The following is a 23,634-nucleotide window of genomic DNA, read 5'->3' as shown; positions in this document are numbered from 1 at the left end:
TACGCAACTGCTATCTATACGCAGTTGCGGTTCGGCCTACCACCCGTTGTTCACAAGATGCGCCTAGCGCCAGCCCTTGCCCCGGATATCGTGGTGCGCGGGGGCCGATCGTGTCACGCACCCTGCGAGCCCAGCTACCTGAGAGGGTTTCTTCACGATGAATCGTGGCCTCCACGAACTGGCGAGTAGCATCAAGCGCAAAGTTGCTGCCCTGTTTGCGCCCGTTGAGCCCAAGCCCCATCGCTCGGGACTTTTCCGCCGCACTCTTCTCGTCACCGCAATCGGTTTGTTTGCCGGCGCCGCCGCCTTGGGCATGGTGCAGCAACCCGACCGCTCCGAACTCCCCCCGTCCCGCATCATCCAGAGCGTTCTGCCGCTGACCGCCGAGCAAGTCGAAGTCAGCACGCCGAGCGCCGCGCCGTACATCAGCGAAACCCGTATCCGCCCAGGCGACACGCTTTCCGCTGTATTGCAACGGCTGGAACTGGACGCGCCCAACCTGCAAAGCTTCCTGACGCACGACGCCAGCGCCCGCAGCATCTACAAGCTGTATCCGGGGCGCTCGGTACAAGCCGCCACGGATGAGCAAGGCAAGCTGGTCTGGTTGCGCTACATCCATACGCCCGGCAATGAATCTGACGGCCAGGTCGTGACGCGCATGCTGCATGTTGCCCCGTCCGGCGATAGCTACAAGGCCGAGGAAATCACCGAAAACACCGACCGCCAAACCCGGGTGGCCGTGGGCACGATCAAGTCGTCGCTCTTCGGCGCCACGGATGGCGCCGGCATCCCGGATTCGGTCACCATGCAGATGGCCGACATTCTCAGCGCCAAGATTGACTTCCTGCGCGACCTGCGCAAGGGCGACCAATTCCGCGTGGTCTATGAGGTCCGTTCGCACGACGGCCGCTATGCCGGCGCAGGCCGCGTGCTGGCTTTGGAATTCATCAACGGCGGCAAGTCCTACAACGCCGTGTGGTTCAGCCCGGACGAAAAGTCCGGCTCGTATTACGACTTCGACGGCACCAGCCTGCGCGGTGCCTTTTTGCGCACCGCGCTGAAGTTCAGCCGCATCAGCTCCACGTTCGGCATGCGCATGCACCCCATCCACAAAACCTGGACGGGCCACAAGGGCGTGGACTACGCCGCGCCTTCGGGCACGCCGATCCACGCCACGGCGGACGGCACGGTTGAGTTTTCGGGCTGGCAGAACGGCTATGGCAACGTGGTCATCGTGAAGCATCACGGCAAGTATTCAACGCTGTATGCGCACCAGAGCCGCATCGCCGCGGGCGTCACCAAGGGCTCCAAGGTTTCACAGGGCCAGTTGCTGGGTTATGTCGGCTCAACCGGCTGGGCCACCGGCCCGCACCTGCACTACGAGTTCCGCGTCAACAACGTGCCGATCGACCCGCTGTCGGTCGACCTGCCAGTTGCCCGCGCCCTGGAGCCGGCCGAAGCCCGCGCATTCAACCAGGCCGTGGCGCCCTACAAGCAACAGATCCTGCTGCTGACGCAGTTCCAGCAGACGCTGCCCGACGCGCTGACCAACGTGGCCAGCCGCTAGACAGCGTGTAGCAGCAAACGTCCCAAAAGGCGGCCCGCGCACATTCTGCCGGCCGCCTTTTTTCTTTCTTCGAGGCGCCCGTGAGCTCCACCGTACCTGTATCGCCCGCCAGCGCGGCGCTCTATATCGGCTTGATGTCCGGCACCAGCGTGGACGGCGTGGATGGTGTGCTGGTGCGCTTGAGTGACACGCAGGCGCCGCAGGTGCTGGCCAGCGCCAGCCTGCCCATGCCGGAAAACCTGCGTCGCGAGCTGTTGGCCTTGAATCGGCCTGGCGACGACGAACTGGCGCGCGCCAGCCTTGCCGCCAACGCGCTGGCCAGGCTGTATGCCCAGGCCGTGTCCGACTTGCTGCGAGACGCGCGCTTGCATGCCCGCGATGTGACCGCCATCGGCGCCCACGGCCAAACCGTCCGGCACCGCCCGGACAGCGGCTATACCGTGCAACTCAATGCACCGGCGCTGCTTGCAGAGCTGAGCGCTATTGACGTGGTGGCGGATTTCCGCAGCCGCGACGTGGCCGCTGGCGGCCAGGGCGCGCCGCTGGTTCCGCCCTTTCACGCAGCGATCTTCGGCGCGCCGCAAGGACGAGCCGTCCTTAACCTGGGCGGCATCGCCAACGTCACGCTGCTTGCGCCCGGTCTTCCCGTACGCGGCTTCGATACGGGGCCTGCCAATGTCTTTCTGGACGCCTGGTGCCAACGGCACCTGGGACAACCCTTTGACGCTGATGGCCGTTGGGCTGCCACGGGCAAGGTCGTCGCCCCCCTGCTTGAACAATTGATCGCCAGCGAACCCTGGTTCGCCCTGCCAGCGCCCAAATCCACCGGGCGCGATCTGTTCAACCTGCAATGGCTGGATGACCGCCTGGCGGCCTTTGACGGCCCCACACCAGCGCCCCAGGACGTGCAGGCGACGTTGCAGCGCCTGACCGCCCGAACTGTCGCCAACGCCATCGACGCGGCCGCCGCGCACACGCAGGAAGTTTTTGTCTGTGGCGGTGGTGCCCGCAACGCCGGCCTTATGCAGGAGCTGGCGTATTGCCTGCAGCGCCCCGTGCACCCGACCGACGCGCTTGGTGTACCGGCGCAGCAAGTCGAGGCGCTGGCGTTCGCATGGCTTGCGCAGGCCTTCGTCCAACGCAAGCCGGCCGGGCTGCCGGCGGTGACCGGGGCTCGCGGCCCACGGGTCCTGGGCGCGCTGTATCCGGCATAACGGCCTTGGGGGACCACAAGGGCTCAAAGCGCGCATCGCGTATCGTATCGGCGAGGCCCATGCAAAAAGCCCTTCGGCACGCCGAAGGGCTTTTAATTTCCTGCCAGGGTGATTACACCGAGAACGAGGAACCGCAGCCGCAGGTGGTGCTGGCGTTGGGGTTGCGGATGACGAACTGGGCGCCTTCCAGGTCTTCCTTGTAGTCGATTTCAGCACCGACCAGGTATTGGAAGCTCATCGGGTCAACCAGCAGTTGAACGCCAGCCTTGTCCAGCACGGTATCGTCTTCGTTCACAACTTCGTCAAACGTGAAGCCGTATTGAAAGCCCGAACAGCCGCCACCTTGGACGAAGACGCGCAGCTTCAGGTCGGGGTTGCCTTCTTCGGCCAGCAAATCCTTCACTTTGGCGGCAGCCGAGTCGGTAAATACCAAGGGCACAGGCGGGGCGGCCTGAAGATCGACGGTTTCGGTTACTGCATTCATGGTTCACTCCTGGCCGGATCGGCCATATTTCGGTGAGCGGCAACGGCGCTCGCATAGTGTCACTATAGCGCAGGGCTTGACTAGACTCAAAGTTCCAGTTTGACACTTCGCGAGGCGCGGACGGTTTCGCCTTCCAGGACGCTGACGGTCACGCTTTCGGGGACAAATCCCTCGGGGATCGCCAGGATGCCCTGGCTGCGTTGGTACTGATCAAATTGCAAGGCCAGCAAAGCTGCCGAAGTCGACTCGGCGGCGGCCGCGGCCGACACCGGGCCGGCTTCGGCCTTGACCTGCATGGGTGCAAGTTCCACCGTGACGGTTTCGCCCATGAGCACACCCGTGGCCTGGAACCGCAGGGCGCCCGCAAAAGAAGCGCCGCCATTGCGGCCACTGCGCATCAGCAGCACTTTGTAGCGCAAGCCACCGCCTTCACGGTCAATTTGCACACCGCGAATGTCCACGGACCCTTCCGGCCCGGCGGGCAAGAGCTGCTCGTAGAACGCCAATTGGTCGCGCACCCTGCCGACCTCGGCCTGAGCGGCGCGTAACTGGGTTTCAAGTTCTTGCCGCGCCGCCCGCTCGATAACAAGTTCGCCGTCGGCCGTATCCAACTGGCCTTGGGTGTAGCGCAACTGCGCGCCCTGCTGACGCATGGCTTCGGCCTGCGCCTCGGCCTGTTGCGCGCTGATCACCACGGCATCTTGCGGCCGCGCTTGTCGCAGCGCGACCCCATAGCCAGCGGCGCCACCTAACAGCACGCCTATCAGCAGCCCCGCAAGCACGCGCAGCAGCCCACTCAAGGAGCGGGGTTGCGGGTTGGGGGATGGGCGATCGACTGGCATAAAGCAAGCAAGGCCGGCGGCGCACGCCGCCGACCCGCACAGGGCCTCAAGGCAGAATGGCCACCTGGTCCAGACCCGTGGACTCGGCAACGCCGAACATCAAGTTCATGTTCTGCACCGCTTGGCCGGCGGCGCCCTTGACCAGATTGTCCTGGACGACCATGACGATCAATTGGTCACCATTGCCCGGTCGGCTGAGTGCGATGCGCAAGTTGTTCGACGCGCGTACCGAACGGGTTTCGGGCAGGCTGCCGGCCGGCATGACGTCAACGAACGGTTCATTGGCGTAACGCGCTTCAAACAGCGCCTGGAAGTCAGTGTCGCGGGCCTCTGGCAGGATGCGGGCATAAAGGGTGGAGAACATGCCGCGGATCATCGGCACCAGGTGCGGCACGAACGTCAGGCCAACCTTGCCCCCGGCGATTTTCTCCAATTGCGCAACGATTTCAGGATGATGCCGGTGGCCCGACACGCCATAAGCCTTGAAATTGTCGGACGCTTCCGAGAACAGCGAGCCCACTTCGGCCTTGCGGCCTGCGCCCGACACGCCGGATTTGCAATCGGCGATCAGCGTTTGCGCATCCACCAGCGACTTCCCACCTTCCAGCAGCGGGGCCAGACCCAACAGCACCGTGGTCGGGTAGCAGCCCGGGTTGCCGATGACGCGCGCCTTGGCGATGGCGTCGCGGTTCAGTTCCACCAGGCCATACTGGGATTCGGCCAGGATGTCGGGGCAGGTGTGGGGAATCTTGTACCAGCGTTCGAACGTAGGGATGTCTTGCAGGCGGAAATCAGCAGCCAGGTCGATGACGCGGGTGCCCGAGGCAATCAGTTCCTGGGCTTGTGCCATGGCGACGCCATGGGGCGTGGCGAAGAACACCACGTCGCAATCCGTCAACGACGCTTTTTCCGGCGCGGAGAAGGCCAGGTTCACGCGGCCTCGCAGGTTCGGGTACATATCAGCGACCGGCAGCCCATCTTCCTTGCGGGAGGTGATGGCGGTCAATTCCACGTTGGGATGCTGCGACAGCAAGCGCAGCAGCTCGACGCCGGTATAACCGGTGCCGCCGACAATACCAACCTTGATACGGGTATTCGATGCTTGGGCCATGATAGGTATGAACTCTTCGTAGGACGAAAACAGATTGTATCGCCCGGAGAATACAAGGTCGCGCCAACGCGAGCATCGCGATGGGCAATCTGGACTCTTCCGACCGGCGTGAATGGGCGGAGTTCCGCGTTGCCGAAGCCGGCGGCGCGAATCAGACGTCGTGCTTTCGTCACCGCCCAAAAACAAAAAACCCGCCGAAGCGGGTTTTTTGCAGCAACATTAACGCTTGCTGAACTGCTTGCGACGACGTGCCTTGCGGAAGCCGACCTTCTTACGTTCGACTTCACGGGCATCGCGGGTCACAAAGCCAGCTTGCGACAGTGCGGGCTTCAGGGTCGCGTCGTAGTCGATCAAGGCACGCGTGATGCCGTGACGGACTGCGCCAGCCTGGCCGGTTTCACCGCCGCCGTGGACGTTGACTTTGATGTCGAACGATTCCAGGTGGCCGGTCAATTCCAGCGGTTGGCGCACGATCATGCGACCAGTTTCGCGGGCGAAGAAATCGTCGACGGGCTTGCCGTTGACAACGATCTTACCCGTGCCCTTCTTGATGAAAACGCGAGCCACCGAAGTTTTGCGACGGCCGGTTCCGTAATTCCAGTTACCGATCATGGCGTTTCCTTAGATATCCAGCGTCTTGGGCTGCTGGGCGGTGTGCGGGTGCTCGGCACCAGCATAGACCTTCAGCTTCTTGATCATGGCGTAGCCCAGAGGACCCTTGGGCAGCATGCCCTTAACGGCCTTCTGAATGGCGCGACCGGGAAAACGCTCTTGCATTTTCTCGAAGTTCGTTTCGCGGATACCGCCCGGGTACGTGGTGTGGCGGAAGTACTTCTTGTCCTTCGCCTTGGTACCGGTAACGACGATATCGGAAGCGTTGATGATGACGATGTAATCGCCAGTATCAACGTGCGGCGTGAATTCAGGTTTGTGCTTGCCACGCAGACGACGTGCGACTTCGCTGGCCACACGACCGAGGACTTTGCCCTTGGCGTCGATCACAAACCAGTCACGTTGGACTTCATGCGGCTTGGCCACAAAGGTCTTCATGATGGTTCCTAAGAATAAAAAGTTCTTGCTGGCTAGAACGTCTAGCCAGTGTTCTTTCCCCAACTGGACAAAACCTGATGAACTAAAAACCACGAATTTTGGTTCGGGTTTTTGCCTTTGGTTTTGCCTTTATCGACGTCCCGCCTAAGCGTTATTACCCGCCCGTGCAATGGTCAAAATGAGGGAAAGCCTGAAATTCTAACACGGCTGCTCAAAGATTGGGCAAGCGAAAAGAACTCAGGCGGCGGCAGGCCGCAAGCAACGTTGCAGCCAGCGCACATGAAAATTCGGGGACAAACCCCCGGAACAAAACGCGCGGTCAGGCGCCCAGATACGCTTCCAGCACCCGCGGATGGCCCAGCAATTCGCGGCCCGTGCCCGTCAGCGCCATCGCGCCGTTTTCCAGCACATAGCCGCTTTGGGCAATCTTCAACGCCTGGCGCACGTTTTGTTCCACCAGGAACAGCGTCAGGCCGTCGGCGTTGATGGCGCGCAGCGAACGAAAGATTTCCTGCACGACGATCGGCGCCAGGCCCATCGACGGCTCGTCCAGCAGCAACAGGCGCGGCTTGGCCATCAAGGCCCGGCCAATGGCCAGCATCTGCTGTTCGCCGCCGGACAGGTTGCCGGCAATACCCGTGATCCGTTCCTTCAGGCGCGGAAACAGGTTGAACACGTATTCCAGGTCAGGCCCCACATTCTTCAGGCCCCGGCGATAGGCGCCCAGCTCCAGGTTTTCCTGCACCGTCATGGTGGTCAGGATTGCCCGGCCCTCAGGCACCTGCACGATGCCGCGCGCCACCAGTTGATGCGGCGCCAGATTGGTGATGTCTTCGCCTTCGAACAAGACGCGGCCGCGCGCCTTGGGCAACAGACCCGACAGCGCCAGCAGCGTGGTCGATTTGCCGGCGCCATTGGCGCCGACCAGGGCGGTGATCTCGTTGGCGTTCAGGTCCAGGTCGATGCCGCGAACGGCTTCGATATGGCCGTAGTTGACCTCGAGCCCGCGGACTTCCAGCATCGCGCTCATTGTGCAACCTCCGCGCAACGCGCTACGGTATTCGTCTTGGGAGCGGCCCAGCGACTCATTTGGCGGCCTCCACTTGTTCGGTGTCTTCGTCGTCTTCGCGGCCCAGATAGGCCTCGATGACTTGCTCGTTGTTGCGGATTTCGTCAGGGCCGCCGCAAGCGATGATCTTGCCGAAGTTCAGCACCGCGATGCGTTCGCACAAGCCCATGACGAAGCGCATGTCGTGCTCGATCATCAGGATGGTGTAGCCGCGATCGCGAATGGCGAGGATTTCGCGCATGAGCTCGGCGCGCTCGTTGGTGTTCATGCCGGCAACCGGCTCGTCCAGCAGCAGCAGCTTGGGCTCGGTGGCCAGCGCGCGCGCCAGCTCCAGGCGGCGCTGTTCGCCGTAGGACAGGTTGTCGGCCAGATCGTTGGCCTTGTGATCCAGGCGCATCCACGTCAGCAGTTCGTGCGCGCGTTCGCGGGCGCGCTGTTCGTGCTCGCGATAGCCCGACAGGCCCAGCAGCAGGCTGGGAAAGCCGTAATTCATGTGCCGGTAGGCGCCGACCACCACGTTTTCCAGCAGCGTCATCTCTTTGAAGAGACGAATGTTCTGGAACGTGCGGGCAATGCCCATGCGCGTGATGCTGTGCGGCTTCTTGGCCAGAACGCTTTGGCCCTGAAACGTGATGGTGCCGCCGCTGGGCGGCAGCAGACCGGTGATCAGGTTGAACACCGTCGTTTTGCCGGCGCCGTTGGGGCCGATCAAGCCGAAGATGGAACCTTCGGGCACGGACAGGCTGACGTCATGCAGCACATGCAGGCCGCCGAAGCTCTTGGAGACGGAAGTCAGCTCAAGCATGACGCTTGCCTCCCTGGCCGCCTCGGCCTTGACGCATCCAGCGCTTGAAGCGCACCGGATCCCAGATGCCTTGCGGCAGGAACAACACAATCACCACCAGAATCACTCCGTTGGCGACCAGGCGCAGATCCGCAAAACCGCGCAACAATTCCGGCAGCACGGTAATGATGAAGCTGCCCAGCACGGGACCGGCCAAGCCGCCGATGCCGCCCAGGATGGCCATGGTCAGGATTTCAACGCCACGGTCAAAGCCGTATTCATTAGGACCGATGAAGAAGGTCAGGTGCGCGTTCAAGGCGCCCGCCAGACCTGCGATCATCGCGCCGGCCACGAACGCCAGCATTTTGTTGGCGCGCACGTCGATGCCCATCAGGCCAGCCGCCGTTTCGTCGCCACGAATGGCGTCGAACGAACGTCCAATCTTGGACGCGCGCACGCGCCACAGCACGAACAGGACAATGACCACCGCCAGCACCACATGCCACCACTGGGTTAGCTGCGGAATGCCGTTCAGGCCCAGCGCGCCGCCAGTGAGCGAATCGGTGTTCAGGATGGTGACGCGCACCACTTCGCCAAAGCCCAGCGTGGCCATGGCCAGATAGACCCCTGACAATCGCAAGGTCGGCAAGCCGATCAAGGCCGCCACCAGCGCGGGCGCGGCCATGCCCCCGGCAAGCGCGACCGTGAACGGGGCGTCGTAGTTCATGGTGAGCAGCGCGGCGGTATACGCCCCGATGCCCATGAAGGCGGCGTTGGCCATGGCCAGCATGCCGCAGGCCAGGGTCAGCCAGATGGAGAGGGCCAGCAACGCGTTGGTGCCCAGCGTGAGCACCAGATTGCCGTAAATGGCCCAGAAGTTTTCGAATCCGCTCATTCTTTAAGCCTTGCGTTGAACCACTTTGCCGAACAGACCTTGCGGGCGCACCAGCAGGATCAGGAACAGCAGGCCGAAAGCCACCGCGTCGCGCATGGTGGAGCCGATGTAGGCCACCGACAGCACCTCGGCGAATCCCAGGAACAGACCGCCCAGCATGGCGCCGCGAATGTCGCCCATGCCGCCCAGGATGATGACCGCGATGCCCTTGTGCAGCATCGGCTGGCCCATCAGCGGGAACAGCGCATTCGAGTACAGGCCGATCAGCACGCCGGCCACGCCACCCAGGGCGGCAGCGGCGAACGAGGTCGTGACGAACAGCTTTTCGACGTTGATGCCCAGCAGCCAGGCGGCCTTGGGCGACTCGGCAATGGCGCGCAGCGCGCGGCCGAACTGCGTGCGGCGCATCACGTACATCAGCACGGCCATCAGCGCGAACGACAGGAAGATGATGCCCAGTTCGATGACGGTCAGGTGCAGGCCCGCGACTTCGATCACTTCTTCGGGCACGGTGCCGTGCGGGAAGCGCAGGTTGCTGGCGCCGAAGATGCTCTGGGCGCCGTTATTCAGGATGATGCCTACGCCGATGGTGGCGATCATGGGGATCAAGTGGGGCGCGTTGCGCTTGCGCAGCGGCTTGAGCACCAGATAGTCGATGATGACCCCGGTGAAGCCTGCCACGAAGAACGCGGCCATCAGCGCCGCCCACAGGGGCAGGCCGAATTGCTGGACCACGAACAGTGCCGCGTAGGCGCCAACCATGAAGACGGCGCCATGCGCCAGGTTGATCACCCCGAGCACGCCGAAGATCAGCGTGAAGCCCAGCGCGAACAGTGCATACACACAGCCCAGCGACAAGGCATTGACGAATTGTTGTTCGAACATGATGGGACTTTCCAGATCTATGAGGGCCCCATGCAGCGCCCACTGCATGGCCTGACGCCGCCCGCGAAGACGGCATGGCTTTTATTGGGACGGCCCTGCGATAAAAAGCGCCTTGCGGACTGCCTGACGACCGTCCGCAAGGCGCATCCCCCCGCGCGGGGATGCGTACCGCTTACTTTTCGATGACGTACTTGCCGTCCTTGGTCACGCTGACGATCGGCGACTGGTCGGCATCGTAGCCGGCGGGCTTGCCGGCACGGTTGGTGGCCTGACGGAACTTGAACGGGCCAGTGGCGCCGGTCCAGGTCACGGCGGGCAATGCGTCGCGCAGGGCCGTGCGGTCCTTGGCGAGGTCGCCGGTGATCTTGGTGTTCTTCAGTGCCTGGGCCACGATGTACATGGCGTCATACGACTGCGCCGCGAACTGGTCGGGCGAGCCATTGAACTTGGCCTTGTAGGCGTCGATGAACTTGACGTTCTCGGGGGCCTTGTTCTCGATGGACCACGGGCTGCCGATCCACAGATTGTTCGATGCGCCGCCGGGGGCCAGATCGAAAATCTTGACCGAGTTCATGCCGTTGCCGCCGATGACGGGCACGTTCAGGCCCAATTGGCGGGCCTGCACCATGATGGGCGCGCCTTCGGCCAGCAGTGCGGAAAGCACGATGGCGTCGGGGTTGGTGCCCTTGATCTTGGTCAGTTGAGCCTTGAAGTCCACGTCGCCCTTGGCGAACGTTTCGGTCGTGGTGACCGGAATCTTCTGGTCTTCCAGGGCCTTCTTGAAGTTGTCGTAGCCGCTCTTGGTGAAGACGTCGTCGTTGCCGTAAAGCACAGCCACGTTCTTCAGGCCGGTCTTTGCCTTGACGGTAGAGATCGTGGCCGGCAGCACGTCGGCTTCAGTGACCGAGTTGCGGAACACGTAGTCGCCAATGGAGGTGATGCCGTCGGCGGTATTGGAGGTGCCGAAGGCGACCGTCTTGGCGGCTTGGGCGACCGGGTCGGCGGCCTGGGCCGAGTTCGACAGCGTCGGGCCGAAGACCATCAGGACGTTGTCTTTGAAGATCAGCTTCTTGAAGACGTTGATGGCTTCTTCTTTCTTGCCTTGTTCGTCTTCAACCACCAGCACCAGCTTGTTGCCGTTGACGCCGCCCGCGGCGTTGATTTCGTCAGCGGCAAGCTGGAAACCGTTGCGGATCGACACGCCATACTGAGCGGCGCCGCCGGACAGGGCTTCCGCCACACCCAGCTTGATGTCAGCCGCGTGCGCAGCCGGGACGATACCGGCGGCGATCAGCGCGGCCAGCAGCTTCTTGGTCTTGGATTGCATGGTTGATACCACCTTAAAGTCTGTCTCGGAATATTGGTAATCCGGGCTGGTGTAATCCCGCCGGATTGACGTCATATGCCGCCTAAAGGCGCCATGGTTGCGCGTCAAGACCCGCGATATTACTCCTTTGTATCAGGCCGAAACTCGAATGTGGTTCGAGAAAAGCCCGAAAACCGCCCATTTTTTTGTAAAAAATGCGGTATTGCTAGCAAAAACCCTACTTTGCACCGAATGCCATTCGGCCGTCGGCGCCCTCCCTGCTACCTGCCGGAAAGCGCCACGGCCACATACTGGCCGTAGGCGTTTTCCGTCAAGCGGAACCAGTGCATTTCGCTGTCGCGAAAGCCCATGTAACTGTCGTGTATTGCCTTGAACCGCGCGTCTTTGGCGGACAAATCCTGGTAGACCTGTTGGGTGGCTTCAAACGCCATGTCCATGATGGACCGTGGAAATGCGCGCACTTGCGTGCCATTTGCCGACAATTGCGCCAGTGCTGCCGGGTTGCGCGCGTCATAGCGCGCCGTCAGCGACCCGTGGGCCGCCAACGCGGCGGCCTGCAGCACCGATTGGTAATGCTTGGGCAGCTTGTTCCAGGCGTCGTCATTGATATAGAGCGACAACTGCTCACCGGGGACGCACCAGCCGGGTCCGTAGTAATACTTGGCTACTTTATTCAGCTCAAGTTTGGCATCGTCATAGGCACCTGCTCCGGCGATGCCCTGCAAGCCCTCTTTCTCGAACGCTTCCGCTAGCGGAGCCTGACTTACGGGCTGCGGCGCCACGCCCAAGCGCGCCAGCACGTCGGCGGCAAGCCCGGCCACCTGCATCTTCAGATCTTTCAGATCAGCCTGGCGCTTGATTTCCTTGGTGTACCAGCCGTCCATCTGCGCGCCCGTATTGCCCAGCGGGAAATTGATGATTTTTTCCGGCTTGAAGAGTTCGCGCGTGAGGCGCAGGCCGTCGCCCTCGCTCATCCAGGCGTTCATCTGACGGGCGTTCAGCCCAAACGGCACAGAGGCATCAAAACAAAACGCCGGGCTCTTTGCGTGAAAGGCGCGAGAAGAACCGTGCCCGCATTCCACCTTGTTGGTGGAGACCGCTTCCAGCAGGTCAGCCGCGGGCACGATCTCGCCTTCGGGGAAGTGGCGGATGTTGAATTTTCCGCCCGTGGATTCCGACACGAACTTGCAGAATTGCTCGCCGGCGCCAATGCGCAAGTCCAGCGCAGCGGGAAAGGCGGAAGCCATGCGCCAACTTAGCGACGGCATGTCTTGCGCGAACGCGGGCGTGCTGACCACGGCGCCCGTTGCAACGGCGCCAAGCCCTGCGTGCTTCAAGAATGAACGTCGTTGCATCGCGATGCTCCTGACCAGCAGCTTCTAGGGACTTCGAGCAATACCCGCCGGATATTACACGTTGAGCGGGGGTGGGTGAGTAGAGGAATTCCCGGGCTGTTGGTGGTGGGTTGGGGGTGTTTGCGCGGTGGTGATGGTGATGGGTTTGCGCGGTGGTGGGTTGCGTTTTGCTTTAGGGGTTGCCGCGCTACACCCATCCTACGGTCGTAGGATGGGTGTAGCGCGAGACGGTCACCAAAAGAATGAAGCGGGCAACGCGCAAACCCATCACGGCTGTCGCGCGCCAATCAATCAGGTCCCTGCAATCGCCATTTGCTCGATCAAGATCGAACCCGTGGTCTTCGTGCCGCGCGAGATCGTGTCCGCGCCCACTGCCACGATCTGCTGGAACATGTCGGCCAGATTGCCGGCGATGGTGATTTCCTGGACGGCGTGCTGGATCTTGCCGTTTTCCACCCAGTAGCCGAACGCGCCACGCGAGTAGTCGCCCGTGACGTAGTTGACGCCCTGCCCGATCAGTTCGGTAACCAGAAAGCCCGTACCCATCTTCTTGAGCATGGCTTCGAAGTCGTCACCGCGCTTGGTCTGCGTGGAGCTGAACACCAGGTTGTGCGAGCCGCCGGCGTTGCCTGTGGTGGCCATGCCCAGCTTGCGCGCCGTGTAGCTGGACAGGAAATAGCCTTCCAGCACGCCCGCCGACACGACGTTGCGGCGACGGGTTCGCACGCCTTCGTCGTCGAAAGGCGAACTGCCCATGGCGCCGGGGATATGCGGGTCTTCGGTCAGGTTGATGTGCTTGGGGAAGATGGGCTTGCCCAGCGCGTCCAGCAGAAAGCTGGCCTTGCGGTACAGCGCCCCGCCATTGACGGCTTGGGTCAGCGCGCCCACAAGGCCCAGCGCCAGCGGAGCCTCGAACAGCACCGGAAACTTGCCGGTGCGGATGCGGCGAGCCGACAGGCGCGACAAGGTGCGCTCGGCGGCATAACGGCCGATGGACTCGGGCGACGCCAGATTGGCGGGATCGCGTTCGGACGTGTACCAGTAGTCGCGCTGCATGCCATTGCCACGGCCGGCAATGGGGGCCACGGACAGGCTGTGCCGCGAATAGGGGTAGCCGCCCAGGAAGCCGCGGCTGTTGCCCATCACGAACTGGCCTTCGTAGGTACCCACGGTGGCGCCGTCGGTGTTGGTGATGCGCGGATCGACTTCACGCGCGGCACGCTCGGCGCGCAACGCCAGTTCAGCGGCTTCCTCGGTGGAAACCGTCCAGGCGTGGTGCAGGTCAAGATTGGGAAATTCAGTGGCCAACTGATCGGCGTCGGGCAAGCCGGCGGCCGGGTCGGCGGCGGTGTGGCGGGCGATGTGCCAGGCGGCCTCGACCGTCTGGCGCAGGGCGGCTTCGGAAAAGTCGGAGGTCGAGGCGGAGCCACGGCTCTGGCCGGCGTAGACCGTCAGGTCCAGTGAGCGATCGCGCGTCTGCTCAACGGTCTCGATGTCGTTCTTGCGGACTGCGACCGACAGCCCCAGGCTTTCCGAGACTTCCGCCGCCGCGTCCGAGGCGCCGATCTGGCGCGCGTAGGCTAGGGTTTGTTCGACGAGTTCGGAAAAACGCGCGTGATTCGCCGCCAGCGGCAGGGATGAGGAGGATTTAACCATTGCTGTCCAATTTGCAGAGACGGTTATCATAGCCAAGTCTGTCATTGCGCAGTTTTCCATGAATTCCCATACTGAAGAAGAATCCGTCGACGACGGTTACGACGAGAACGGCTACGACCGTCCCAGCAAGTCCCAGGTCAAGCGTGAAATGCACGCCTTGCTGGACCTGGGCAAGCAGCTGATCGAACTGTCCCCCGACCGCCTCAAGCAATTGCCGCTGGCCGAACGCCTCTATGAAGCGATCCGCACGGCGCAGCGCACGACGGGGCGTGAAGGCCGCCGCCGGCAGGTCCACTTTGTGGGCAAGCTGATGCGCGACGCGCCCGCTGACGAAATCCGCGCCCAGCTTGATGTCTGGGAAAACGGCTCGCGCGAGGAAACCGCCGCCATGCACCGCCTGGAAGGGCTGCGCGACCGGCTGCTGGACGACGACGACGCGCTGACCACGCTGCTGGCGAAAAACCCGCAAGCCGATGCGCAGCAATTGCGCACGCTGATCCGCGCCGCGCGCAAGGAAAAGCTGGGCAATGCCTCGCTGCTGCAAGGCCAGGAACCGCAAAAGAAGCACTATCGCGCCTTGTTCCAGGCCTTGAAGACCTTGACGCTCTGATTCCCACTTCCTGAAATTTTTCCCGCGGCCGCCATGAACGCTCCCACTGACCTGCTCGATTGCATCGAGATCGAAACCGCCCCCAACCCCACGCACGCCGTCATCTGGCTGCATGGCTTGGGCGCCGATGGCAACGACTTCGCCCCCATCGTGCCGGAACTGGACTTGCCCGCGGGCCTGGGGGTGCGCTTTGTATTCCCGAACGCGCCGGTTCAGCGCGTGACGATCAACAACGGCATGGCGATGCGTTCCTGGTACGACATTCTGGTCATGGACCTGGTGCGCGTAGAAGACGCCAAGGGCATCCGCGCGTCGGAAGCGGCCGTGCACAAGCTGATCGCCCGGGAGAATGCGCGGGGTATTCCGACGTCGAACATCGTGCTGGCGGGCTTTTCGCAAGGTAGTGCGATGACCTTGCATACCGGCTTGCGGCTGCCGGAGAAACTGGCGGGGATGATGGCGCTGTCGGGGTATCTGCCGCTGGTGGACACGGCCGAGGCGGAACGCAACGCCGCCAATAACGCCACGCCTATCTTCATGGCGCATGGGCAGTACGACCCGGTCGTGTCCCTGGCGCGCGCCGAGGCATCGTTGACGGAATTGAAGCGCCTGGGTTACGACGTGCGCTGGCACACGTATCCGATGCCGCATTCGGTTTGCGCCGAGGAAGTGCGAGACATTTCGGCGTTTTTGAATGACGTGCTGGGGTGATGATGGGTTTGACTGTCGCGGGGGCTGTGATGGGTTTCGCGCGGTTGGCGGTGGGGATCTGCTGCGCGTGATTTCGCGCTGCACCCATCCTACGGGGTGCGGCTGTCTCGGGGGTGTGATGGGTTTCGCGCGATTGGCGGTGGGGATCTGCTGCGCGTGATCTCGCGCTGCACCCATCCTACGGGGTGCGGCTGTCTCGGGGGTGTGATGGGTTTCGCGCGGTTGGCCGTGGGGATCTGCTGCGCGTGATTTCGCGCTGCACCCATCCTACGGGGTACGGCTGTCGTTCGTAGGATGGGTGTGGCGCGGCTAGGTCGTCACGCGCGCACTGCACGTCAGCGCGCAAACCCATCACCATGCCAAAATCCCATTCTGTATACCAACCAGTATCCAAGCCCTAGATTCTCCCGGGCCAGACGGCGCTCGTCCATAGAGAAAAACGCCAATCCCAAAATGCTTGTCGCCCTCTTGTATTGAATATAGTATTCGATCCATGCCTTATCGGCCCGGGCTGCAGGTGTTCGGGCTTCCCTGTTGTTGTTGTCGATTCCACCCCATTGGCCATGCTGCGCCGGGTTTCGGCGTGCCATACAAGACGCAGGAGAAAGTCCCGTGAAATCCTTGCCATTGCCCCGTTTGGCGGGCGCGGCGCTGCTCGCGCTGATCGCCCCGCTGGTTGCCCCCTTGGCCGCGCAGGCCCAAGCCTTGAATCCTCCCGTGAAGGTCCGCTACGAAGAGGTCGTGCGATCCATCCTGTACGTGCCGAAATACGTGGCGCTGTCGCAGGGTTACTTCAAGGACGCCGGGTTGGACGTGTCCATGAAAACCTCGCAAGGCACCGACAAGGGCATGACGGCCCTTTTGTCCGGCAGCGCCGACATCGTGCTGATCGGGCCCGAGGCGTCCATCTACGTGCAGAACAGCGAATCGCCGGTCAAGCCGAAGATCTTCGCGGGCTTGACCGCCACCGACGGTTTCTTCCTGCTGGCGCGCAAGCCGATTGAAAAGTTTGACTGGTCCATGCTCAAGGGCAAGGAAGTCATCGGCTTTCGGCCTGGGTCGAACCCCATCGTGTTTCTGGAAACGGCCTTGCGCAAGCATGGCGTGGACCCCAAGAAAGACGTGAAGCTGCTGAACAACATCGGCATCCCGGCCCGTGCCGGCGCATGGATGGCGGGCCAAGGTGAATACGGCATCTTCCTGGAACCCGAGGCCGGTGAACTGGTCCGCCATGGCAAGGGCTACATCGTGGCGTCAGTGGGCCATGAGGTCGGCCAGGTGGACTACACCGTCTTTACCGCCACCGACAAATACATACGCGACAACCCCAAGGTCATCCAGGCCTGGACCAATGTGGTCGCGCGCGCCGAGAAATACGTGAAGGACACGCCTGCCGCCACGCTGGCGCCGCAGATCATGACGTACTTCCCGGGCATGGACCAGGGCGCGGTGACCGAAGCCATCGAGCGCTACAAGCAATACCAGATCTGGAAGACGACGCCGCTGGTCACGGCCGAAGCCATGAACCGGCTGCAAGACATGCTGATTGCCAGCGCCGTGATGAAGGACACCGCCCGCGTGAAATACGAGGATGTGGTGGTGGCCGACTTTGCCAACAAGGTGCAGTGATGGGAGCCGCCGTCCACAACCTGAAGCCCGCCACCGCCACGGCGAAGATCGAACTGCGCGACGTGTGCCTGTCGTACTTCACGGCCGAAGGCGAAACTGAGGCGCTATCGAACGTGTCGTTCTCGCTGGCGCCGGGCGAATTGGTCAGCCTGATCGGCCAAAGCGGCTGCGGCAAGAGCACGCTGTTGTCGCTGATTGCCGGGCTGATCCCGCCGACATCCGGCGCGGTGATGATCGACGGCCAAGGCGTGACCAAGCCGAACCCGCGCATTGGCTACATGCTGCAGCAAGACTACCTGTTTGAATGGCGCACCATTTTGGACAACGTGATGCTGGGCGCCGAGATCCAGGGCCGACGCGATGCGCGCAGCGAGGCACGTGCCGTGCATCTGCTGGAAAAATGCGGGCTGGGTGCATTCCTGTCGCACACGCCGCGGCAGTTGTCGGGCGGCATGCGCCAGCGCGCCGCGCTGGCGCGCACGCTGGTGACCGAGCCTGACGTGATCCTGCTGGACGAACCCTTTTCGGCACTGGACTCGCAGACGCGCCTGGCCATCTCGGATGAAGTCGTGGACATCTTGCGGCGCGAGGGCAAGACCGTGGTGCTGGTCACGCACGATATCGGCGAGGCCATTGCCATGACCGACCGCGTCATCGTGCTGTCGCGCCGGCCCGGCCGGCTGAAAAGCCAGTACCGCATCCACTATGGCGACGGCGCGCGGCCCACGCCCTTCCAGGCGCGATCGCGGCCCGAGTTCAACGTGTATTTCAAACAGCTATGGGACGAGTTGGACGTCCATGTGGAGGGTTGACCCATGAATGCTCCCATCGCCAATACCGTGCCGCTGCGTGCCGTACCCGCGCCCAGCGCCAAATACCTGGACTACCTGCGGCGCGACCGCGCCAAGAAGCGCAACATCCGCCTGACCCAGGCCCTGCTGCTGGTCGTCTTCCTGTGCGCATGGGAAATCCTGCCGCGCATGCACATCCTGAACCCGCTGTTGACCAGTTACCCCAGCGCGCTATGGCCCACCTTTCTTGACCTGTGGACCAACGGCCAACTGGCCAAGCACATCATGACCACGCTGTCGGCCACGCTGGTCGGCTTTACCTTGAGCATGGTGATCGGCATCGTGGTGGCCGCGGCGCTGTGGTGGTCGGACTTTCTGTACAAGGTGCTGGACCCCTTTCTGGTGGTGGCCAACGCCATGCCCAAGATCGCCTTCGTGCCGATCTTCTACTTGTGGCTGGGGTCTGACTACGCCGTGTATGGCATGGCGGTCGCCATCGCCGTATTCGTCACGATCATGGTGGTGTACGCGGGCTTTCGCGGCATCGACCTGAACAAGGTGAAGCTTGCCCACACCTTCGGCGCCAGCCGCTGGCAGGTGCTGACCAAGGTGGTGCTGCCCGGCAGCGTGCCCACCCTGATCGCCGCCGTGAAGATGAACATCGGCCTGGCGCTGGTGGGCGTCATCGTGGGCGAATTCCAGTCGGCGGATTCCGGGTTGGGCTTTCTGATCATGAACGGCAGCCAGGTGTTCAAGCTGAACATCGTCATGACCGCCATCACCATGCTGGCGCTGATTTCCAGCGTGATGTACATGATCATCTACCGCATCGAAGCCGCCGTGGCGCGGCGTTACGGATAAGGAATCGTCATGGAATTTCCGCAATGGGTACAAGACCGCGTCGTGGCCCGCCAAGGTTGCCTGCATCCGTATGACGAACTGCCCGCCGGCCGTACCGCGGTGGTGGTGGTCGACATGCAGCAGTATTTCACCCTGCCCGGCTATCAGGGTGAATGCGCCCCCGCCCGCGAGATCATCGCCCCCGTCAACCGCCTGTGCGACGCGGTGCGCGCGGCGGGTGGCACGGTGGTGTGGGTGCAGACGGCGTCCGACAATGCCGACGCCTTCTGGTCGCACCATCACGGCGTGATGCTGACGCCCGAGCGCAGCAAGCGCCGGCTGGAAACGCTGCGCCGCGATTCGCCGGGCTTTCAACTGCACCCCGACCTGCATGCGGCCGATACCGACCTGCGCGTGGTCAAGCGCTTTTACAGCGCCATGGCGCCGGGTTCGTCTGAACTGGAACCGCTGTTGCGCGGCTTGGGCGTGGACACCCTGCTGATCGCCGGCACCGTCACCAACGTGTGCTGCGAGTCCACCGCACGCGACGCCATGATGCGCGACTTCCGCACGATCATGGTGGACGACGCGCTGGCGGCCGTGACGCCGGCCGAGCACGAGCATTCGCTGCAGGGGTGGATGCTGTTCTTTGGCGACGTGCTGTCGGTGGACGAGGTGACGGCGCGACTGACGTCCGCCCAGGCCGTGCGCAAGACCGCCTGACAGCGAGCGCCGGCCCGTCACGGGGCCGGCCGCGCGCCTTGGCCGTCATAGCCTCAGGCCAGGTTCAGCCAGACGCGACGCATCGTCGGGTCTTCCGGATCCGCGTCATTCGTGAAGCCCAGGCTCGTCATCAGCGCCAGCATGGGCCGGTTGGTCGACAGCACCAGGCCATCGATGTATTCCAGCCCCTGCTCGCGCGCGGCGTCGATCAGCGCCGTCATCAACTGACGGCCCAGGCCGCGTCGCTGCCAGTCGTCGCCGATCACCAGCGCGTACTCCGCGCCGCGCCCATCCGGATTGCGCAGGTAGTGGGCAAAGCCCACGATCACCTCGCGCGGATGCCCCCGGTTGGCCGGGTTGGGCACCTGCGTGGCCGCTACCAGCGCCAGTTCGCGGTGATAGTCCACCTGCGTGTAGCGCGACACCATGCGCGGAGTCAGTTCGCGCATCATCGACACGAAGCGCATGTAGCGCGACCGCTCCGACAGCCCGCGAATGAATTCCTGCAGCGCGCCCCCGTCTTCCGGACGAATCGGGCGCAGCACCCAGGGAATGCCGTCGTTGAAGCGGCGCACATGCACCAGCCGCGTCGGGTACGGGTGGATCGCCATGTGCGGGTAGCCCGAGGTCTGCGGCGTTTCGCAGCCGGGCGTATCGGTCAGCGTCATGCGCAGCCCACCCGCGCGCAGATGCGTTTCGCCAGCGTAGAGCGGATCGATATCCAGCGATTCAATGTCGGGCAGTTCCGACACCAGTTCAGACACCAGCACCACCGCCTGCTGCAAGGCTTCCGCCGCCATGTGGCCGACGCGCGGCGCCAGCACGCGGCGCCACAGCCGGCTGCGTTCAATCAGTTGGCGGGCCAGAAAGCCGTTGAGCGGCGGCAGGTCCATGCCACGGTCGGACACGGACAGCACCGCGTCGGGGCCGCCCGCGCCAAAGCGGATGACCGGGCCGAATTGGGGGTCGCGCCACACCTGGATGGCCATCGGACGGGACTCGGGTTCCGCCGACGCCACGTCGATGGGCATGTCGCGCAGCGGCACATAGAACAGGCCCAGCAGCGTGCGGATTTCGGACGTGTTCAGCTCGCGCCGACAATCGGCACGCACGCGTGCGATGAGCTCGCGCGCGGCGGTCAGGTCCGGCACATGGCTGGGAGGTTCCTGCGGTTGCGTCTGCAGCAGCAGTTGCTGGTTGTAGTGGTGAGAGGCCAGCACCCCAAACGCATCGGCGGCCGATTCCGGGGTGCGGAAGGCGGGCGTGCCCGCGTCGTCCAGCATGCGCCGCAAGGGCCGCATGCCGGCGTCACCCATGAAACAACTGACGACCGGCTTCTTGGCCGTGGGCGCAATCTGCGCCAGCTCGCGGGCAACGGCCGGCATGTCGGCCAGCGCATCGGGCGCCAGCAGCACCAGCACGCCGTCCACACCCGTGTCGTCCAGCACCGTTTCCAGAATGGCGCGTATGCGCTCCGGCGTCAGCGGCGTGTAGGTGATGACCGGGTTCTGACAGGCCGCGTCCGGCTCCAGCATGGCCTCCAGCGCGCGGCGGGTGGCGGGAGCAAGGTCGGCGCGCAGCACGGCGGCGTCGGGGCCAATCAAGTCCATCGCCAATTGCGGAGGCCCGTTGCCGTTGGAAATCAGCGCCACGCGCCGGCCCTTGGGGCGGCGCGTATAGCCCAGCACCTTCACGGCCGAGAACAGTTGCACGAAGTAGCGCACGCGCACGGCGCCCGCGCGGCGCAAGGCGGCGTCGAAAATGGCGTCGGCGCTGTCGGCGTCGGACCGGCCGGCCTTGAGCACGATGACCGGCTTCACGCTGGCCGCCGCGCGCAAGGCGCTCATGAACTCGCGGGCCGGGCCCACGTCTTCCAGGTACAGCACGATGCTGTCAGTGCGGGGGTCGCTGGCCAGGTAATCCAGCACCTTCGACAGCCCCACCACCGCCTCGTCGCCCAGCGACACCGCCGTGGAAAAGCCGATGTGCACGTCTTCGGCCCAGTCCATGACGGCGGCCATGATGGAGCGCGACTGCGCCACCAGCGCCACGCGCCCGGCGCGCGCCAGCACCGGGTGCTGACTGAAGTTCAGGCCCGCGTGCGGTCGCTGCGCGCCAAAGGAACGCGGGCCCAGCAGTTCGCAACGGTTTTCTTCCGCCCATGCCCGGCACAAGGCCCAGGTGCCACGCGGATATGGATCCGGCAATGGGTGCGGCAGCAGAATCACCGAACGCGGCGCCAAGGCGGACAGGCGGCGCAGCGTTTCGGGCAGCACGGCCGGCGACACGCAAACCAGGGCCAGATCGGGCCGCGCGCCCGCCGCCAGGCCTTCCAGTGCCACGGGCAGGTCGGGCGCCGCGCCCGGTTCGCAATCCACCACCGTGGTCTTTGCCTTGAGCGCGGGCGACAGCGAGCCCGCCGCCGGCAAGGGCCGGTCGGCAACGATCACCAGCGAACTGGGTTCGAACATCGGGGCAAGCGCGTGACGCAACATAGGGAGGGTCGCCCTAATCTAAAATACCGTTCATCGTAACAAGACCAGCCCGCCGTCCGCTTGACGTGGACCGTGTCCGACGCCGCTTTGTGGCGCCGCAGCCGCTATCATTGCCCCCTATGACTTCCAACGCCACTTCCCCCATCCGTACCCGCTTCGCGCCTTCGCCCACGGGCTTTTTGCACCTGGGCGGCGCGCGCACCGCGCTGTTTTCCTGGGCGTTCGCACGCCATCACCAAGGCACGTTCGTGCTGCGCATTGAAGACACGGACGTCGAGCGCTCCACGCCGGAAGCCGTGCAGGCCATTCTGGACAGCATGGAATGGCTGGGCATGCAGCCCGACGAAGGCCCCTTCTACCAAATGCAGCGCATGGATCGCTACCGCGAGGTGGTGGCGCAGATGCTGGCCGCCGGCACTGCCTACCATTGCTACAGCTCGCCCGAAGAAGTGGAAGCCATGCGGGAAGCCGCCCGCGCGCGCGGCGACAAGCCGCGCTATGACGGCACCTGGCGCCCGGAACCGGGCAAGACGCTGCCCGCCGTTCCCGAAGGCCGCAAGCCGGTGGTGCGCTTCAAGAATCCCCAGGAAGGCGCCACGTCCTGGAACGACATGGTCAAGGGCACGATCAGCTTCGACAACACCGAACTGGACGACCTGATCATCGCGCGCCCCGACGGCACGCCCACCTACAACTTCTGCGTCGTGGTCGACGACTGGGACATGGGCATCACCCATGTGCTGCGCGGCGATGACCACGTCAACAACACGCCTCGCCAGATCAACATCCTGCGCGCGCTGGGCGCGACGCTGCCCGAATACGGCCACGTGCCGATGATCCTGGGCCCGGATGGCGAAAAGCTGTCCAAGCGCCACGGCGCGGTCAACGTCATGGAGTATGACAACGAGGGCTATCTGCCCGAGGCCATGATCAACTACCTGGCCCGTCTGGGCTGGAGCCACGGCGACGACGAGCTTTTCTCGCGCGAACAATTGGTGTCGTGGTTCGACACCAAGCATTTGTCGAAGTCCGCGTCGCAATGGGATCCGAAGAAGCTGAACTGGGTCAACGCCCACTACATCAAGCAGATGGACAACGCGGAACTGGCCGAGCGCGTAGCACCGCGCGTGGCGAACCGTGGCGGCCATCCGGAAAAGATTGATCTTCCGGGCGTGATGGGCCTGTTGAAAGACCGTGCGGAAACGCTGGAGCAACTGGCCGACGGCGCCATGCTGTTCTGCGCGCCGTTCACGCCCGCCGCACCGGAACTGGTCGAACAGCACCTGACGCCGGCCGCGCGCGAGGCGCTGGCCGACTTCGCGTTGCGGGCCAAGGATATCGACTGGACTCGTGAAGCGCTGTCGGCACTGATCAAGGCCGTGCTGGCTGATCGAGGTTTGAAGATGCCGCAACTGGCGATTCCGCTGCGCGTGGCGGTGACGGGTCAGACGCAAACGCCGGCGGTTGATGCGGTGCTGGCGTTGTTGGGTAAGGAAACGGTGCTGGGACGGTTGGGGGGGATTTAAGGTTGGGGGGCCCTTGGTGGTGCTGGTTTTTTGAGGCCCCACCAAGGGCTGCGCGGGATCTGCGGTGGTG

General features: G+C 63.6%; 22 protein-coding genes. 9 read left to right on the top strand and 13 right to left on the bottom strand.

The window, feature by feature from the left end; genetic code table 11:
* The first annotated feature begins 157 nt into the window (after positions 1-157).
* Positions 158-1,567, top strand: a complete 1,410-nt coding sequence (locus P8T11_RS23020; protein WP_268079854.1) for a M23 family metallopeptidase — start codon at positions 158-160, stop codon at positions 1,565-1,567.
* A gap of 80 nt (positions 1,568-1,647) precedes the next feature.
* A complete protein-coding gene (locus tag P8T11_RS23015) occupies positions 1,648-2,781 on the top strand; it encodes an anhydro-N-acetylmuramic acid kinase (protein WP_268079855.1) in 1,134 nt (377 codons plus the stop codon).
* A gap of 112 nt (positions 2,782-2,893) precedes the next feature.
* Here P8T11_RS23015 and erpA read toward each other — a convergent pair whose 3' ends face one another.
* From erpA to pmbA, 12 genes are all read right to left on the bottom strand, one after another.
* A complete protein-coding gene (erpA, locus tag P8T11_RS23010; protein ID WP_006217313.1) occupies positions 2,894-3,265 on the bottom strand; it encodes an iron-sulfur cluster insertion protein ErpA in 372 nt (123 codons plus the stop codon).
* An 86-nt stretch (positions 3,266-3,351) separates the two neighbouring features.
* A complete protein-coding gene (locus P8T11_RS23005; protein WP_268079856.1) occupies positions 3,352-4,107 on the bottom strand; it encodes a DUF6776 family protein in 756 nt (251 codons plus the stop codon).
* Between the two features lie 46 nt (positions 4,108-4,153).
* Complete coding sequence (argC, locus tag P8T11_RS23000; protein WP_268079857.1) at positions 4,154-5,218, bottom strand: N-acetyl-gamma-glutamyl-phosphate reductase; 1,065 nt, start codon at positions 5,216-5,218, stop codon at positions 4,154-4,156.
* Between the two features lie 219 nt (positions 5,219-5,437).
* Positions 5,438-5,830 (bottom strand): 30S ribosomal protein S9, encoded by a 393-nt coding sequence (gene rpsI, locus P8T11_RS22995; RefSeq protein WP_006217310.1) that lies wholly within the window; start codon positions 5,828-5,830, stop codon positions 5,438-5,440.
* A gap of 9 nt (positions 5,831-5,839) precedes the next feature.
* The gene (gene rplM / locus P8T11_RS22990) at positions 5,840-6,268 is read right to left on the bottom strand and encodes a 50S ribosomal protein L13 (protein ID WP_006217309.1); all 429 of its coding nucleotides are present in this window, start codon (positions 6,266-6,268) and stop codon (positions 5,840-5,842) included.
* A gap of 319 nt (positions 6,269-6,587) precedes the next feature.
* Complete coding sequence (locus P8T11_RS22985) at positions 6,588-7,298, bottom strand: ABC transporter ATP-binding protein (protein ID WP_100853195.1); 711 nt, start codon at positions 7,296-7,298, stop codon at positions 6,588-6,590.
* Between the two features lie 55 nt (positions 7,299-7,353).
* On the bottom strand, positions 7,354-8,142 hold the full coding sequence (locus P8T11_RS22980) for an ABC transporter ATP-binding protein (protein ID WP_268079858.1): 789 nt from the start codon (positions 8,140-8,142) through the stop codon (positions 7,354-7,356).
* The gene (locus P8T11_RS22975) at positions 8,135-9,016 is read right to left on the bottom strand and encodes a branched-chain amino acid ABC transporter permease (protein WP_268079859.1); all 882 of its coding nucleotides are present in this window, start codon (positions 9,014-9,016) and stop codon (positions 8,135-8,137) included. Before P8T11_RS22975 ends, P8T11_RS22980 begins: the two co-directional genes overlap by 8 nt.
* 3 nt (positions 9,017-9,019) lie before the next feature.
* Positions 9,020-9,901, bottom strand: a complete 882-nt coding sequence (locus P8T11_RS22970) for a branched-chain amino acid ABC transporter permease (protein WP_100853198.1) — start codon at positions 9,899-9,901, stop codon at positions 9,020-9,022.
* A 172-nt stretch (positions 9,902-10,073) separates the two neighbouring features.
* A complete protein-coding gene (locus tag P8T11_RS22965; RefSeq protein ID WP_268079860.1) occupies positions 10,074-11,228 on the bottom strand; it encodes an ABC transporter substrate-binding protein in 1,155 nt (384 codons plus the stop codon).
* 260 nt (positions 11,229-11,488) lie between these two features.
* Positions 11,489-12,583, bottom strand: coding sequence for a TRAP transporter substrate-binding protein (locus P8T11_RS22960; RefSeq protein WP_268079861.1), 1,095 nt, complete (start codon positions 12,581-12,583; stop codon positions 11,489-11,491).
* Positions 12,584-12,874: 291 nt separating this feature from the next.
* A complete protein-coding gene (gene pmbA / locus P8T11_RS22955; protein ID WP_268079862.1) occupies positions 12,875-14,239 on the bottom strand; it encodes a metalloprotease PmbA in 1,365 nt (454 codons plus the stop codon).
* A 58-nt stretch (positions 14,240-14,297) separates the two neighbouring features.
* Between pmbA and yjgA the strand changes: the two genes are divergently transcribed.
* The 6 genes from yjgA to P8T11_RS22925 all read left to right on the top strand — a co-directional run bounded on the left by yjgA (position 14,298) and on the right by P8T11_RS22925 (position 19,543).
* On the top strand, positions 14,298-14,849 hold the full coding sequence (gene yjgA, locus P8T11_RS22950) for a ribosome biogenesis factor YjgA (protein ID WP_050447125.1): 552 nt from the start codon (positions 14,298-14,300) through the stop codon (positions 14,847-14,849).
* Positions 14,850-14,882: 33 nt separating this feature from the next.
* Positions 14,883-15,560 carry an alpha/beta hydrolase gene (locus P8T11_RS22945; protein ID WP_268079863.1) on the top strand — a complete coding sequence of 226 codons (678 nt, stop codon included), beginning with the start codon at positions 14,883-14,885 and terminating at the stop codon, positions 15,558-15,560.
* 612 nt (positions 15,561-16,172) lie between these two features.
* Positions 16,173-17,189 (top strand): ABC transporter substrate-binding protein, encoded by a 1,017-nt coding sequence (locus P8T11_RS22940; protein WP_418910279.1) that lies wholly within the window; start codon positions 16,173-16,175, stop codon positions 17,187-17,189.
* A complete protein-coding gene (locus P8T11_RS22935; RefSeq protein WP_268079864.1) occupies positions 17,189-18,001 on the top strand; it encodes an ABC transporter ATP-binding protein in 813 nt (270 codons plus the stop codon). Before P8T11_RS22940 ends, P8T11_RS22935 begins: the two co-directional genes overlap by 1 nt.
* Positions 18,002-18,004: 3 nt before the next feature.
* On the top strand, positions 18,005-18,841 hold the full coding sequence (locus P8T11_RS22930) for an ABC transporter permease (RefSeq protein WP_268079865.1): 837 nt from the start codon (positions 18,005-18,007) through the stop codon (positions 18,839-18,841).
* A gap of 9 nt (positions 18,842-18,850) precedes the next feature.
* Positions 18,851-19,543, top strand: coding sequence for a cysteine hydrolase family protein (locus P8T11_RS22925; protein WP_268079866.1), 693 nt, complete (start codon positions 18,851-18,853; stop codon positions 19,541-19,543).
* A gap of 53 nt (positions 19,544-19,596) precedes the next feature.
* Here the strand turns inward: P8T11_RS22925 and P8T11_RS22920 are convergent, their stop codons facing one another.
* Positions 19,597-22,038 carry a GNAT family N-acetyltransferase gene (locus tag P8T11_RS22920; RefSeq protein WP_268079867.1) on the bottom strand — a complete coding sequence of 814 codons (2,442 nt, stop codon included), beginning with the start codon at positions 22,036-22,038 and terminating at the stop codon, positions 19,597-19,599.
* 119 nt (positions 22,039-22,157) lie between these two features.
* Between P8T11_RS22920 and gltX the strand changes: the two genes are divergently transcribed.
* On the top strand, positions 22,158-23,564 hold the full coding sequence (gene gltX, locus P8T11_RS22915; RefSeq protein ID WP_050447116.1) for a glutamate--tRNA ligase: 1,407 nt from the start codon (positions 22,158-22,160) through the stop codon (positions 23,562-23,564).
* Positions 23,565-23,634 lie beyond the last annotated feature (70 nt).

Origin of the sequence: Achromobacter spanius (assembly GCF_029637605.1) — a bacterium.
In the GTDB taxonomy this organism is placed as follows: domain Bacteria; phylum Pseudomonadota; class Gammaproteobacteria; order Burkholderiales; family Burkholderiaceae_B; genus Achromobacter; species Achromobacter spanius_E.
Note: the sequence above shows the minus strand (reverse complement) of the source record. Positions and strands in the feature narration are given on the sequence as shown.

Coding starts and splice junctions, on each gene's coding strand:
- P8T11_RS23020 (WP_268079854.1), top strand. CDS start 158: ATGAATCGTGGCCTCCACGAACTGGCGAGTAGCATCAAGCGCAAAGTT.
- erpA (WP_006217313.1), bottom strand. CDS start 3,265: ATGAATGCAGTAACCGAAACCGTCGATCTTCAGGCCGCCCCGCCTGTG.
- P8T11_RS23005 (WP_268079856.1), bottom strand. CDS start 4,107: ATGCCAGTCGATCGCCCATCCCCCAACCCGCAACCCCGCTCCTTGAGT.
- argC (WP_268079857.1), bottom strand. CDS start 5,218: ATGGCCCAAGCATCGAATACCCGTATCAAGGTTGGTATTGTCGGCGGC.
- rpsI (WP_006217310.1), bottom strand. CDS start 5,830: ATGATCGGTAACTGGAATTACGGAACCGGCCGTCGCAAAACTTCGGTG.
- rplM (WP_006217309.1), bottom strand. CDS start 6,268: ATGAAGACCTTTGTGGCCAAGCCGCATGAAGTCCAACGTGACTGGTTT.
- P8T11_RS22985 (WP_100853195.1), bottom strand. CDS start 7,298: ATGAGCGCGATGCTGGAAGTCCGCGGGCTCGAGGTCAACTACGGCCAT.
- P8T11_RS22980 (WP_268079858.1), bottom strand. CDS start 8,142: ATGCTTGAGCTGACTTCCGTCTCCAAGAGCTTCGGCGGCCTGCATGTG.
- P8T11_RS22975 (WP_268079859.1), bottom strand. CDS start 9,016: ATGAGCGGATTCGAAAACTTCTGGGCCATTTACGGCAATCTGGTGCTC.
- P8T11_RS22970 (WP_100853198.1), bottom strand. CDS start 9,901: ATGTTCGAACAACAATTCGTCAATGCCTTGTCGCTGGGCTGTGTGTAT.
- P8T11_RS22965 (WP_268079860.1), bottom strand. CDS start 11,228: ATGCAATCCAAGACCAAGAAGCTGCTGGCCGCGCTGATCGCCGCCGGT.
- P8T11_RS22960 (WP_268079861.1), bottom strand. CDS start 12,583: ATGCAACGACGTTCATTCTTGAAGCACGCAGGGCTTGGCGCCGTTGCA.
- pmbA (WP_268079862.1), bottom strand. CDS start 14,239: ATGGTTAAATCCTCCTCATCCCTGCCGCTGGCGGCGAATCACGCGCGT.
- yjgA (WP_050447125.1), top strand. CDS start 14,298: ATGAATTCCCATACTGAAGAAGAATCCGTCGACGACGGTTACGACGAG.
- P8T11_RS22945 (WP_268079863.1), top strand. CDS start 14,883: ATGAACGCTCCCACTGACCTGCTCGATTGCATCGAGATCGAAACCGCC.
- P8T11_RS22935 (WP_268079864.1), top strand. CDS start 17,189: ATGGGAGCCGCCGTCCACAACCTGAAGCCCGCCACCGCCACGGCGAAG.
- P8T11_RS22930 (WP_268079865.1), top strand. CDS start 18,005: ATGAATGCTCCCATCGCCAATACCGTGCCGCTGCGTGCCGTACCCGCG.
- P8T11_RS22925 (WP_268079866.1), top strand. CDS start 18,851: ATGGAATTTCCGCAATGGGTACAAGACCGCGTCGTGGCCCGCCAAGGT.
- P8T11_RS22920 (WP_268079867.1), bottom strand. CDS start 22,038: ATGTTGCGTCACGCGCTTGCCCCGATGTTCGAACCCAGTTCGCTGGTG.
- gltX (WP_050447116.1), top strand. CDS start 22,158: ATGACTTCCAACGCCACTTCCCCCATCCGTACCCGCTTCGCGCCTTCG.